The sequence below is a fragment of the Ensifer sp. YR511 genome (assembly GCF_900103045.1).
Lineage (GTDB): Bacteria > Pseudomonadota > Alphaproteobacteria > Rhizobiales > Rhizobiaceae > Ensifer > Ensifer adhaerens.
The window spans coordinates 14,524-27,509 of the sequence record NZ_FNGR01000031.1; the positions used below are offsets into that span (position 1 = coordinate 14,524).

The window sequence follows — 12,986 nt, forward strand, 5'->3', positions numbered from 1 at the left end:
GACACCCGGCCGTTCAATGCGAAGTTGGCCCTCACCGAAAATCCCGCGTCTTCACCTTGATCTGATCGAGATGCAGATAGGGATCGACGATATCGCGCGGCCGCGGTCCCTTCGGGATACCGCGCGGATCGGGCGCCGGCGCCCCACGATGGAACTCGTCACCTCTTCCATGCGGAAGCGGAAAACTGGCGTCCCGATCGCCCACGCTTGCAAGTTCGCCGGATAGGTCGGTCAGCCGATGGGCAACGAGGTGAACGACCTCGCCTTCCCGTTGAATGCGCCCATAGACGCCGAGCATGCCGGCGCCGAGCACAACGCGGCGAAACGTCTCGAAGGTCTTTGCCCAGACGACGAGATTGGCGATGCCGGTTTCGTCTTCGATGGTGATGAACATCACGCCCTTGGCAGAACCCGGCCGCTGGCGCACGAGCACCAGACCTGCGGCTTCGAGCCATTTTCCATCCCGGGTCTGCATCGCCTCCTTGCACGTGACGATGCGACGCTTCGTCAGATCGGCGCGCAGGAACGAGAGGGGATGGCTGCGTAGCGTCAAGCCGACATGCCCATAGTCCTCAACCACTTCGCCGCCCGCAGTCATCGGCCTTAGCGCCACTGATGGCTCATCCAGTTCCGCGACCGTCCGGCTTTCACGCTCAGAGGCCGCGGCAAAGAGCGGCAGCGGCTCGTCGCGCAGCGCCTTGATCGCCCAGAGTGCCTCGCGTCGCGCAAGCTTGAGCGAAGGTTGGAAGGCATCGGCTTCGGCAAGCTGGACCAAAGAGGCGGCCGGAACGCCTGCCCGGCGCCAGAGTTCGTCGACGGTCTCGAAAGGCCTTTCGTCGCGCGAGGCAACGATTGCCGCGGCGTCAGCGTTCGCCAGCGCCTTGACCATGCGAAGACCAAGGCGAACGGCAAAGCGGCTTTCATCCCCCGTTGCCTCGAGCGTGCAATCCCAGCGGCTGGCGTTCACACACACAGGCCGGACCTCGACGCCATGGTCGCGCGCGTCCCGCACGATCTGGGCCGGGGCGTAAAAGCCCATCGGTTGGGCATTCAGAAGTGCTGCGCAGAAGACATCCGGATGCCAGCATTTGAGCCAGGAGGAGGCATAGGCAATCAGCGCGAAGGACGCGGCATGGCTTTCCGGAAACCCGTAGCTGCCGAAACCTTCGAGCTGCTTGAAGGTCTTAATCGCAAAGTCCGGCTCATAGCCGTTTGCGACCATGCCCCGGACGAGCTTCTCGCCGAACTTCGAAACACCGCCGGTATGCTTGAAGGTCGCCATGGCGCGGCGCAATTGATCGGCTTCGCCCGGCGTGAACCCGGCGCATTCGATGGCGACCCGCATCGCCTGTTCCTGGAAGAGCGGCACACCGAGCGTCTTTCCAAGCACCTGCTCCAGTTCCGGCTTCGGGTAAATCACCGCCTCCTTGCCCTCGCGCCGGCGAAGATAGGGATGCACCATGTCGCCCTGGATCGGGCCGGGGCGCACGATCGCCACCTCGATGACGAGGTCATAGAAGGTACGCGGCTTGATCCTCGGCAGCATCGACATCTGCGCGCGGCTTTCGATCTGAAAGGTACCGAGTGTGTCGGCCCGGCGGATCATGGCGTAAGTGCGCGGATCTTCGGCCGGGATGCTCGCGAGATCAAGATTGATGCCCTTGTGTTCGGCCAGCAGATCAAAGCCGCGCTTCATGCACGAGAGCATACCGAGCGCCAGGCAATCGACCTTCATGAACTTCAGGATATCGATATCGTCCTTGTCCCATTCGATCACCTGCCGGTCGGCCATGGCCGCCGGTTCGATCGGGACGAGCTCGTCGAGGCGATCGTTCGTCAGGACGAAGCCGCCCGGATGCTGCGACAGGTGACGCGGCGCCCCCATCAGCTGCCGGGCCAGATCGAGCGTGAGGCGCAGGCGCCGATCGGACAGGTTGAGATTGAGCCCCTCGGCATGTTTTTCGCCGATGTCCTCGCCCCAGCCCCAGACCTGCGACGACAGCATCTTCGTCATGTCCTCGGGCAGCCCAAGCGCCTTGCCGACATCGCGGATGGCGCCTTTCGACCGATAGCGGATGACCGTGGAGCAAAGGGCCGCATGATCACGGCCATAGGTCTCGAAGACCCATTGCATGACGATCTCGCGGCGCTCGTGCTCGAAGTCGACGTCAATGTCAGGCGGCTCGCGCCGTTCCTCGGAGACGAAGCGCTCGAACAGGAGGTCGTTGATTTCAGGGTCGATCGAGGTGATGCCGAGCACATAACAGACAGACGAATTGGCGGCCGATCCTCTGCCCTGGCATAGAATGTCCCTTGAACGGGCAAAACGCACGATCGAATTCACTGTCAGGAAGTAGGACGCATATTGAAGCTTCTCGATCAGCCGCAGTTCGTGCTCGAGGTTCTTGCGGACTTTTTCCGGCAACCCTTCTGGGTAACGCCAGGCTGCACCTTCCCAGGTCAGTTGCGCCAGTGTCTGTTGGGCTGTCAGTGCAGGATTGGATCGCTCCTCCGGATATTGATAGGCGAGCTCGTCGAGCGAAAACCGGCATCGCTCCAGGATCTCGATGGTGCGGGTAAGCGCTTCGGGGTAGCGCGCAAAGAGCCGCGCCATTTCCTCGGGCGGCTTCAGGTAGCGGTCGGCGTGGCGCTCGCGGCGGAAACCGGCCTCGTCGATCATGATGTTGTGGCGAATGCAGGTGACGACATCCTGCAGGATGCGCCGGTCCGGCACATGAAACAGCACGTCGTTGGTGACGACCGTCGGCACGCCGATTGAAGCTGCCAGGTTGGAGAGTTGATGAAGGCGCAGCTGGTCGTTCGGCCGGCGCCGGAGTGTCAGCGCCAGGTAGGCGCGGTCGCCGAATTCTTGCCTCAGACGGCGCAGCTCCCGCGCGCAGTCCTCGTCAGCGGCATCGGGAAGGAGAACCGCGATCAGTCCCTCGCCATAGGCAACGAGATCGGACCAGGCAAGCCGGCATTTCGCCTTGCCGCCGCGCTTCTTGCCGAGCGACAGCAGCCGGCAAAGCCGCGCATAGGCCGGCCGGTCAGTCGGAAAGACGAGGACCGATAGATCGCCTTCAAGATCGAGGCGGCAGCCGACGACCAGCCGCACGCCGACATCCTTGGCCGCCTGGTGCGCTCGCACGATGCCGGCGAGGCTGTTGCGATCGGCAATGGCCAGCGCCTCGAGCCTAAGTTCGGCGGCACGTTGGAATAGCTCTTCGCAGGAGGATGCGCCGCGCAGGAAGGAGAAATGCGAGGTCACCTGCAGCTCGGCATAAAGCGGCGTCGTCATCCGAAAATCCCGTGCAGGAACCATTGGTGGCTGCCGGTCTCGCTGTGTTCGCCGTCGCCGGCGCGATAAATCCAGTAGCGCTCGCCGGCGTCATCCTCGACCTGGAAATAGTCGCGTACGGCGACGAGCTCGGCATCGCGCTTCCACCATTCGCCGAAGACGCGTTCGGGGCCGTCGGCACGTTTCACCCGTCGGCGCACGCCACGCCATGTGAAACTGACCGGCGGATGATCGGGCAGAAGCGCCATCGTCTCGATCGCTTCAGGATGGAGAAGCAAGCGCACCGGTCTTGGCCAATAGCCGGGCCAGGCGAGACCTTCGTCCGGCGCCATCGGCGCGATGCGGTTGATGGAGCGTTCGGGCACGTCGCTGGCGACCGGTTGAAAACGATACAGCCGGCGTGCGCCGATGCGGTTTCCCAGGATGTCGATCAGGCCGGAAACATCGGCCTCCGGTTCCTCGACCAGCGAGGAAACGACCTGTCTTGCCACCAGCGGCTCGGCGTGGGTTGCCGTCAGCGACATGATTTCGATCCCGAAGCCCGGATCGATCGTCTCGATCCTATCAGTGATGAGCCGGATCAGGCGCTTGGCGTCGCGAACGGGCGTCGCGGTGCCTGCGCGGATCGCCTGGTAGGTGTTATCAACGCGATGGAAGAGAAGGTCGACGCGCCGCGCGCCGAGGCCTCTTTCTTCCAGTACCAGACAGAGCGCGCCCACAAGCTTCGCGGCATAGCGCGCAATCGTCTCGGCGGCCGCAATCGGTTCACCGAAGGAACGGCGAACTTCGATAAGTTCAGGCGTGCGGACCGGATCGATCGGCTCGGCAACCTCTCCCATGGCCTGGTCGATGCGACGGCCAAGTTCGGGTCCAAATCGAAGGGCAAGCGGCGCCCGCGGCACGCCGGCCACCTCACCGATCGTGTTGAAGCCCAGCACGCGAAGGCCATGGACGATTGCAGGATCGAGGCGAAGCGCTGCGACGGGCAGGTCACGGATGGTTTCCTGCTGCGCCCCCGGAGCGACAACCAGCGTCGGATGAGCGAGAAACCGGGCGCCGGCATGGGCCGCCCCCCAGGTATCGGCAACCGCAGCCCGCGCCTCGATGCCGGATCCGAAGAACCGGTTGACCATGCCTGACAGCATCAAGTCCTCGCCGCCATGCAGGTGATCGGCACCGGTCGTATCGATCACCAGGCCATCGGGCGGATCGGCGGCTACGATCGGCGCATAGCGCTGCAGCGCCCAGAGCGCCAGGCGTTCGAGCGCTTCTTGATCGGCGGCCGGATCGGCGTCCATGACGACAAGACCTGCGACGAGCGCCTGGGCTTTCGTGGCGGCCATGCGGGGTCTCAGGCCTGCGGCAATCGCCGCGGCATTTACCGAGAGCACCACACGCCTTCGCTGTTCGCGACCGACGAGGACGAGAGGCGTTTCAGCCGGCGGAGCTGCGTCGCCGAGCTTGCGCCTCAGGCGATCCGTGGGCCAGCTCGGAAGGAAGAGCGATACGACCCTTGGCATCTGGGGCCTCCACTTCGAAATCTGCACTTTCGCCGGCACGGCAGCGGATGAGTTCGACGAGCCAGCGCGCGCGGCCGACGCCTGGAACCGGCAAGGGGACGGATGGCAGGACGGACACGCGCCAGCGCGTGACCGATGCCGTCGGCTGCCCGAAATCCGAGGCTTCGGCCTGTCGTCGCCAGCGGCGGATCGCAATGCCCAACGTGCCGGAACTCTCGGCTGCAAGCTGCAAGCGGCGCGAGGCGGTCATCGAAAGGCGCGCGAGCTCGCCGACGACGGCACCGAGGCCGCCGTGGCGAAGCCCCTCTTCCATGCAGGAAAGAAGCGCCTTTTCGTCGCCGGCCTCCACATAGATGACGCGGCTCGGCGAAAGACCGACTTGAGCCAGCGCCGGCGCGAAGAGATCGGGCCGCGTCACACACCAGAGCACCTTGCCTTTCGAGCGGGCGGCAATGCCCGCGCAAAAGAGAGCCGCCGCCGCGCCGTCGATCGCACCGTTGCCGCCGCCGGCGACCTCATGCAACGAGCCGAGTACAAGCCCCCCACCCGGCAATCGCCGATCAATCTCGGTGACACCAAACGGCAGCACCTGTCGTCCACGGCCGCTTGCGCCTTCAAGGCGCTGGATGCGCTCGCGAAGTTCTGAGACGACGGTATTGTCGACTGGACGGGGCATTTTGGAAGGAACAACTCCTTAGGGCTATGCATTAGCGCTTCCTGTTGATATGTTCTCTATTTGTTCCTATTTGAGTTGCGAGTCAACGAAGTTCAGAAAAGAGACTGTTGATTGCGATCGAGACGCCAGCACGGACACGCTGCTTGGTGCAATGAACAGATCGAATGCCGGGGAACGGGGACAGAAGCGAGCAGTCGTTGATATGAAGCTAGGTGAGAAAGGGAGACTGAACTTTGTGCAATCTCTACAACATCACGACGACACGTGATGCCGTGATCGCATTCACCAAGGCATTCCGCGACAAGGCAGGCTGGAACCAGCCATCCTATGACGTCTATCCCGGCTATCAGGCGCCCGTAGTCCGCGTCGGCGAAGACGGAGAGCGAGAGATCGCGCGTGTCACCTGGGGCATGCCCTCGCCGCCCGCTTTCGTGAAGAACTACGATCCCGGCGTCACCAACATCCGAAACGTCGCCTCTCCGCACTGGAGACGCTGGCTCGGGGCGACCAGTCGCTGCGTCGTCCCCTTCAACTCCTTCGCCGAGCCGGATCCGGCGGCCAAGGTTCCCGGCGGTAAAATCCCCAATGCCTGGTTTGCCGGAACTAAGGAGCGGCCGCTGATGTTCTTCGCCGGCTTCTGGACGCCATGGAAGGGTGTCAGGCGCGTGCGCGATGGTGAGCGCGAATACGAGCTCTTCGGCTTCCTCACCACATCCCCGAACGAGATCGTCTCGCCAATCCATCAAAAGGCCATGCCGGTGATCCTGACCACACCTGACGAGGTCGATCTGTGGCTCACCGGATCCTGGGACGAGGTGAAGCACCTGCAGCGGCCGCTTCCGGGCAACATGCTTGTTGTCGTCGAGCCTCCTGCCGCCCTGCCCGAAGAAGACCTGCTGCTACGACCAGTCGTTGGGTCGCGTGATCGGTGATGGAACGCTCTGAGCGCACGCGAAAGATCATCCATGTCGACATGGATGCCTTCTACGCCTCGGTGGAGCAGCGGGACAATCCCGTACTTCGCGGGCTTCCGATTGCCGTTGGCTTTGGCGAGGCGCGCGGCGTCGTGGCTGCCGCAAGCTACGAGGCGCGCAAATACGGCGTCCATTCGGCCATGCCGTCGGTCACCGCCAAGCGGAAATGCCCGGAGCTGATTTTTGTGACGCCGCGCTTCGATGCTTACCGCGCAGTCTCACAGCAGATCCACGCGATCTTTGCCGAATACACGCCGCTCATCGAACCGCTCTCGCTCGACGAGGCCTATCTTGATGTCACCGATAACCTCAAGGGAATGGAACTTGCGACGGAGATCGCCGAGGAGATCCGCGCCAAGATCAAGGCAAGGACAGGCCTGACCGCTTCGGCCGGCGTTTCCTATAACAAGTTCCTCGCCAAGATGGCGTCCGACCAGAGGAAACCGGATGGCCTCTTCGTCATCACGCCAAAGAACGGTCCGGCCTTCGTCGAGGCGCTGCCCGTCAAGAAATTCCATGGCGTCGGTCCGGCAACCGCCGAGCGCATGCACAAGCTCGGGATTGAAACGGGCGCCGATCTGAAGGATCACGATATCGCCTTCTTGCAGCAACACTTCGGAAAATCGGGACCTTACTTCTACTGGATCGCCCGCGGCGTCGACGAACGTCAAGTGAAGGCCGACCGGGTGCGCAAGTCCATCGGCGCGGAAGACACGTTCTCCGTAGACGTCCATGATTTCGAGACCGCCAGGGCTGGCCTCGAACCGCTGATCGAAAAGGTCTGGCGCTACTGCGAAGCGAACGGCATTCGCGCCAAGACCGCGACGCTCAAGGTGAAATGGGCGGATTTCACTCAGATCACTAGGAGCAAGACAACAGCGGCACCTATCGCAAGTGCCGCAGAGCTTGCCGCGGTCATGACGATGCTGTTGTCTCCACTCTTCCCTGCCCCAAAAGGCATTCGGTTGCTGGGCGTGACACTGTCGTCACTCGATGAAGCAACGATCGAAAGCAAGCCACAGCTTGCCTTCGCGCTCTAAAACAGCTTACTCGTCTGCCAGGACACCGAACGACCGAATGAGGGTTGGCGGATCAACTATGCGCCGGCTACCAAAAGTGGGATGGGTCATGCGGCCAGCTTCCCCTCGCCGTGACAGACCGAGTTGCAAATGACGGCACGTCCGTGCAGCCCATTGAGAATGCAGCAGCGCGAGCCGCACCCACCAAGGCTCACTCCATTCACTCGTATAAATCATGGAAATCGTGATCACCGAACGGGCGGCCTTTGCAGGGAACCTTATTCAGTAAACTCTTAATTAACCATAACCTTGCAGACTTTGTTCAGTCGCCAATCAAATTGTAGCGTACAGCGGCAACTCAGAACCGTAACCCCGCCCACGGGTTGCGGTTTTGCCCATAAAGCCAGGCACCTCTCAACCACAAGCGCAAGGTTAAGCGATGAGTTATGACTGGAGCGGCGCGCGGCATCGCCGGATGAAGGTTGCACGTCTTGGCGCCGCGCTCACTGTGGCGGCCACCGTCGTTGCCGTTGTAGTCCAGGTCATGGGAAGTGCGCTCTAGAGCGACGCAATCGCCGTGAACGGATGAGTTCGGCTCATCGATACGATGGCCAACTCTGCGTCCTTGTTTCCCGAAGAGGAAAGGTTCGAATATGATCGACTGGAATACGGACGGTCACGGCAACATAAGGGCATCAACGGTCGTCTGCTGGAACACTGCAATCGACGAGACGGGCGAGCTTTTCCTGAGGATCGAATTCAGCGCCGATCCGGATCTCGAAAACGTGTCGGCGCTGCAGTTCAGATTGACCGCGCAGCAAGCAATGCAAATTGCGGAAAGGCTGACGAACACTTATCGGCAGTCCTCGACGGCGAGCGAGCGCCCAGACCAATCCTTGCTACTGACGTCGCAGGGGCGCCCCGCGCCATAATGAGTGGGCAGACCAGGAAGGGGAAAGGACGTGGCCACCCGCAAAGAAATCGCCGATCGTGTGATTGCCAAGTGGCAAGCAAGGGGCATTGCAATTGACCACACCGCCGAGTTCCAGGCTCTGCTCAGACTCTGGATTGCGGGTGACATTTCCATCGATGACATCCGGCGGAGGCACCTGAAAATGCTGCGCGAACGTGCCCGAACGGCAAAGCGCAATTAAACGACGAGACACGTCTTGTGGCATCGCCGGCTAATGTTGAGCCCAACGACGCATCGCCACGGCAAACCCGCTTCCGGTTTATTTCACTGATAGGACGACCAGGCCTGCAATTGGGTCGGTTACGCCGAGCCCTCCTCCGAGGTCCTCGAGCGTCTCACGAAAGCTGTCAAGCGTGGCGACCATCTGCGGCCGGCTCGCCGCCAATGCTTCCATGCTCTCCCATTCCGCGATAATGCAGTATCGTCCCTCGCCAGCCTCGATGATGTTGGCATGACGCAGACCCGACCAGCTTTGAGCTATGTCCCGGTGAGCGCCGAGAAAAGCCTCAGCCATCCCCGGCTTGACCTTGAAGCGGACGACATTGAATGCGGTCATGAGCGCCTCCCTGAGCCTTGTTCTGCCTCTGATAATCTGCCGTCCAAATTGCGCTTTTGGCTAGAGCCTGCACCCGACCGAGAAAGCCTCAAGAACGGGCTCGCCAATCGGAGATATATGGCCAAAGTTCGAGGAAACTAGTCCGGGATCGGAAAGCTTCTGAGTGAGTGCGGACGCCGCCTCGGCGCGCCAGCTAGTTGCTCCAAACCGCTCAAGCATAGCTCGTAGCTGTGTATTTTCTTGCCGAAGGCGATATGCCAGCAGTCTGCGGTTCTCTTCTTCCAGTGCGGCAAGGTCGTCGGCAACTGGTTCAGCAACAACGAACGCCGTGTTGCTGGCGAGGCCGCGACCGCTGCGTTTCTGTCCTTGGCGACGACACAGCCGTCAGGCTTGCCTCTTGGCCAAATCCAATCAGCTGCCGGACACCATAAGCGGTATCGGCAATGCCGTCTCGGCCTCGTCGAGGATTTCGAAAGTGAACTTGCCAGATGCATCGACCTCAACCGAGTAGCTGAGGCGATCCTGCACGCGGTTGTTTTCGTCGAAGGTCAGTACCTTCGGCTTCAAGGAAGTAAGCCGGCTTTCGTCGAGGTAAACCGAGTTGCATATAATGATCTGGTCGCCCGGCTGGCATGTGCGTGCGGCCGCACCATTGAGGATGCAGCACCTAGAACCGCGTTCACCGAGGATGACGTAGGTGGAGATGCGCGCCCCGGAATTCTTGTTCCAGATCTCGACGAACTCCATCGGCAAGATGCCGGCCTCCTCACAGTGGTCCGGGTCAAGAGTGATCGACCCATGATAGTTGAGGTTCGCCTCGGTGACATAAATGCCATGGAGCTTCCCTGCGACCAGCTTTCTCATGCTTTTTCACACCTCGCGGTTGATCAGGTTTCGTCGCGCCCTGGCGCTGCCGACGAGGCAGAAATCTTCGCGCACGGCCAATCGCCAAGCAGAGAGAAGGCCCCGCCGGGGAAGGCGGGGCAAGGTTCGCACCCAGATGGCTCTCTGAACGCGGGGAAGAAAAACTCCATCGGCCAAGCCGATGCGCTCAGATACGAACAAAGCCGCCCGCAAGGAAGGTCGCTTTCGACAATTCCGGTACGGCTTTGCTAATATATCAACCGGCTCGAATGACGATCCTAATCGTGTCGGCACCGCTTTTCCCCTCCCGCGTTGTCGCAATCCGTACGGCGTATGTACTAGCCCGCCCCCCGACACGACTAATTCAGTTTATTTTTCAGCCCGTTAGCTTGCCGAAGGAGGATATTTAGCGCTTCTTGAGATACCTTCGACGGTTCCGCTATCGGTTCGCCTGCAGCCAGGAACAAACCGCATTTTCGCATCGTTTTACGACGCGCCGGATTTTCTCGAACATGAATGGCCGATACGGCACGCAGCTATGAGCGAGCAATCATGACGTGTCGAGGTCCCTAGGAGCGTGGGGCTATCCGGCCCAGCGTAGAGCGTTTGCGCGGTGTCGACACACCGACTTCGGGAACTATTCCGGGATTCCGCGACGCGAGTTTGCATCCGCATCAATGCTGAAGAGTGGATGCTCCGCGCCGCAATTTTCCGAAAATTTGACAGCCAAGAGCGGAAAAACGAGAATTCCGCTCCACATGTCAAAGTTAATTTCCAATGCGCCTCCAACGGCGCATTATGAGACTATCGCTGGACTTTAAGAAGGGCTCCGGCGGCTGGGAGATCATATGCGCTTTCGCCCTAAGGGAGGGATTGCGCTATGCTTTCTCCACGCCAATCTGGATACATTCTTCCTCAAGATTTTACGGTCGTCTCATCGGTCTTTGATAAGGTCGCAATTGCGCGAGCAATAAGCCGCGAGAGCGAGGAGGCTGAACGCTTGGCCCGATATGCGCTGGAACTGTACATGACCGGCACGCGTAATGAGTTGGACCTCGAAGCGCGCTTAAAGGAATTCTGCGACCCGATCGACTATGGGATGGCGGCCGGTGGAGGTGGAACCGTCGGAGATTTGTTGCCCGACTTGTCGGCATGGGCAAGAGCACTGACTGCCTCACCAAGCACGGCGACCAAAAGATCAGACGTTTAATCGAGATGGTAAACTTCGACCTTCTCCGCCCGCTCGCCGACCCTCTTAAATGAGGGATGGCGCAGTTTCGCGTCCTGCGTCCACGCCCGATACTCGACCTCGGCGACTAGCAGCGGTTCGGAGAAGATCGCGCCCCTGCGCTTGAGTGCCACCGGTGGCCGCTTAGCCGGGATCGCGTCGAGCAGTTCGCGAAGCTGCACCGACTCGTTGTTGCTCCATCCCGTTCCGCACCCGCCGACGTAGACGAGCTCGTCCCCCTTCCTCGCCGCCAGAAGCAGGCGGCCGATCGCGCCCGGCATCGTCGAGGGCTCATATCCGACGATCACGAACCAATCGCGCCAAGCACATTTAACCTTAAGCCATTCCGGCCGGCGCCCGGATCGATAGGGCGCGTCCCGCCGCTTCGCGATGATGCCCTCAAGGCCGAGTTCGCAAGCTGCGCGGAAGAACTCGGCGCCGTCAGCCTGGACTTCCTCGGAGAAACGTATCGCGCCAGCCCTACCGGCGACGATCGGCTCGAGCAGTTGCCGGCGCTCGCCCAAGGGCATCATCCGAAGGTCCTGGCCGTCTAGATAGAGAAGATCGAAGGCAAAGAAGATGATCTCTCCGGCATCGCGCAGGCTCGGCCTTCTCCCGACCACGCGTTGCACCAACCCGAAATCCGAGCGTCCCCGGTCGTCGAGAACAACCGCCTCGCCGTCTATGATCATGGTCGCATGGCCGAGCTCGCGCGCATCGGCGACGACGGAACCGAACTTCTTAGCCCAGTCATATCCGCCGCGAGTGATCGCCCTCACCTCGCCTGGCTCGACATGGATCGCCAGCCGATACCCGTCCCACTTCACCTCAAAGGTCCACTCCGGACCTTTCGGCGGGTGATCGACGAGGGTAGCGACGCATGGCTCGACGCGCCGCGGCATCGGTTCGGGCAGCGGCGTGGAGGTTGGTTTCTTTCTAAGGGTTCTAGCCATTCAACGTTGACGATTTGCTCGTCTCTGGATCATCGCGGCTAACGCAGCGAGCCGACTTTGGGGCAGCTTTATAATGAAAGTATCGATGTCCCGTCCGAAGTTGGACCACGCTCTATCGCCGTCAATCCCCTTGTCGATTACCCCGGCCTCTTCGAGTTCAGAGCGCTCCATGTTGATGCGTGCCAAGGAAATCTGCAGCAGATCCGAGCCAGTGATCATCGCCCCACTCCCTGCTGTCGAAGGTTCATAGTTCCATGAGTAGGTTGCCGCGCTTCGTTGTCCGGTTCCGCGGCCTCTTCCTCCTCTACCAGCTTTTGGTAGCAATCCTCGATATCCTGCGCGATGCCGTCGGCGTCGTAGAGGTAACCATCTGTGCCGCCGTCAGTTTCAATGATCTCGGCCAATGAGTTCATTACCACGCGACCGAGGTATTGTAGGGCGTCGCGATGATGATCGGCGCCTCCGCTCGCGAACGCCTGGCGCGCATCGTCAATCGCCTGACGCATGGCCTGAAATGACCCGTCGATATGGAGCTTCGTGTTCACAGCACCGCCTCCTCAACGCACCGCTTGGCCCTAACGCAATACTCGTGGATAGGTTCACTTTACTATCGACAGACAGTTAAACGCCACAATTGATTCGATTCGATTGGCGTACCAAGCGATCTCATTCGCAATCGGTCAGCGCAGAGGAACATTCCGCATCCGCGGCCGTTGTTTGCATTGCTGATGATCCACTGCCCAACGGATCAAGGCGGGCCTTCATCGAAATTTTTAAGAATGGAGACCCCTTTTGTGTAGCACGGTTGGTATAGCACGCGCGCTCTAGGCCCCGTCGAGAATGACGGGGCCATTTTGCTTGCCGAATGGCGACACTAGCGATCTCGCCTGTTTTCCAAGTGCGCTCGCGGGCGGTGTCGCAGTAA

Annotated in this window: 15 protein-coding genes; 7 read left to right on the forward strand and 8 right to left on the reverse strand. The window is 60.9% G+C overall.

All coding sequences use genetic code 11. The features are described from left to right. Positions 1-31: 31 nt before the first annotated feature. From BLU15_RS31375 to BLU15_RS31385, 3 genes are read right to left on the reverse strand one after another with little or no spacing between them, the layout of a single operon-like run. Positions 32-3,298, reverse strand: coding sequence for an error-prone DNA polymerase (locus tag BLU15_RS31375; RefSeq protein ID WP_090300795.1), 3,267 nt, complete (start codon positions 3,296-3,298; stop codon positions 32-34). Next, a complete protein-coding gene (locus BLU15_RS31380) occupies positions 3,295-4,818 on the reverse strand; it encodes a Y-family DNA polymerase (RefSeq protein ID WP_090300797.1) in 1,524 nt (507 codons plus the stop codon). Before BLU15_RS31380 ends, BLU15_RS31375 begins: the two co-directional genes overlap by 4 nt. After that, the gene (locus BLU15_RS31385; RefSeq protein ID WP_060529251.1) at positions 4,733-5,494 is read right to left on the reverse strand and encodes an ImuA family protein; all 762 of its coding nucleotides are present in this window, start codon (positions 5,492-5,494) and stop codon (positions 4,733-4,735) included. Before BLU15_RS31385 ends, BLU15_RS31380 begins: the two co-directional genes overlap by 86 nt. A gap of 233 nt (positions 5,495-5,727) precedes the next feature. Here BLU15_RS31385 and BLU15_RS31390 point away from each other — a divergent pair, with 233 nt between their 5' ends. The 5 genes from BLU15_RS31390 (at position 5,728) to BLU15_RS31405 (ending at position 8,641) form a co-directional block, all read left to right on the forward strand. After that, complete coding sequence (locus BLU15_RS31390; RefSeq protein WP_090300799.1) at positions 5,728-6,426, forward strand: SOS response-associated peptidase; 699 nt, start codon at positions 5,728-5,730, stop codon at positions 6,424-6,426. Further along, the gene (gene dinB / locus BLU15_RS31395; RefSeq protein ID WP_090300801.1) at positions 6,426-7,508 is read left to right on the forward strand and encodes a DNA polymerase IV; all 1,083 of its coding nucleotides are present in this window, start codon (positions 6,426-6,428) and stop codon (positions 7,506-7,508) included. The genes BLU15_RS31390 and dinB overlap by 1 nt, the downstream gene beginning before the upstream one ends. A 418-nt stretch (positions 7,509-7,926) precedes the next feature. Then, on the forward strand, positions 7,927-8,049 hold the full coding sequence (locus tag BLU15_RS40695; RefSeq protein ID WP_256385321.1) for a hypothetical protein: 123 nt from the start codon (positions 7,927-7,929) through the stop codon (positions 8,047-8,049). Between the two features lie 91 nt (positions 8,050-8,140). Continuing rightward, positions 8,141-8,419 carry a hypothetical protein gene (locus BLU15_RS31400; protein WP_060606839.1) on the forward strand — a complete coding sequence of 93 codons (279 nt, stop codon included), beginning with the start codon at positions 8,141-8,143 and terminating at the stop codon, positions 8,417-8,419. Between the two features lie 30 nt (positions 8,420-8,449). Next, the gene (locus BLU15_RS31405; protein WP_034800379.1) at positions 8,450-8,641 is read left to right on the forward strand and encodes a hypothetical protein; all 192 of its coding nucleotides are present in this window, start codon (positions 8,450-8,452) and stop codon (positions 8,639-8,641) included. A gap of 78 nt (positions 8,642-8,719) precedes the next feature. On the opposite strand, the gene BLU15_RS31410 is transcribed toward BLU15_RS31405, so the two are convergent. Together BLU15_RS31410 and panD are read right to left on the reverse strand one after the other, a co-directional pair. Then, positions 8,720-9,016: an antibiotic biosynthesis monooxygenase gene (locus tag BLU15_RS31410; protein ID WP_060581446.1), complete on the reverse strand. Its 297-nt coding sequence runs from the start codon at positions 9,014-9,016 to the stop codon at positions 8,720-8,722. 411 nt (positions 9,017-9,427) lie between these two features. Beyond that, the gene (panD, locus tag BLU15_RS31415) at positions 9,428-9,880 is read right to left on the reverse strand and encodes an aspartate 1-decarboxylase (RefSeq protein ID WP_060606845.1); all 453 of its coding nucleotides are present in this window, start codon (positions 9,878-9,880) and stop codon (positions 9,428-9,430) included. Positions 9,881-10,301: 421 nt separating this feature from the next. On the opposite strand from panD, the gene BLU15_RS40700 reads away from it, so the two are divergent. Continuing rightward, positions 10,302-10,436, forward strand: a complete 135-nt coding sequence (locus tag BLU15_RS40700) for a DUF982 domain-containing protein (RefSeq protein ID WP_112772938.1) — start codon at positions 10,302-10,304, stop codon at positions 10,434-10,436. A gap of 324 nt (positions 10,437-10,760) precedes the next feature. Further along, entirely contained in the window at positions 10,761-11,090 is a 330-nt protein-coding gene (locus BLU15_RS31420) for a hypothetical protein (protein WP_034800375.1), read from the forward strand. Here BLU15_RS31420 and ligD read toward each other — a convergent pair. From ligD to BLU15_RS31435, 3 genes are read right to left on the reverse strand one after another with little or no spacing between them, the layout of a single operon-like run. Further along, a complete protein-coding gene (gene ligD / locus BLU15_RS31425; protein ID WP_090300802.1) occupies positions 11,087-12,061 on the reverse strand; it encodes a non-homologous end-joining DNA ligase in 975 nt (324 codons plus the stop codon). The genes BLU15_RS31420 and ligD overlap by 4 nt on opposite strands. Then, on the reverse strand, positions 12,062-12,280 hold the full coding sequence (locus tag BLU15_RS31430) for a hypothetical protein (protein ID WP_051659543.1): 219 nt from the start codon (positions 12,278-12,280) through the stop codon (positions 12,062-12,064). Then, the gene (locus BLU15_RS31435) at positions 12,277-12,606 is read right to left on the reverse strand and encodes a hypothetical protein (protein WP_034800371.1); all 330 of its coding nucleotides are present in this window, start codon (positions 12,604-12,606) and stop codon (positions 12,277-12,279) included. Before BLU15_RS31435 ends, BLU15_RS31430 begins: the two co-directional genes overlap by 4 nt. Between the last annotated feature and the right edge of the window lie 380 nt (positions 12,607-12,986).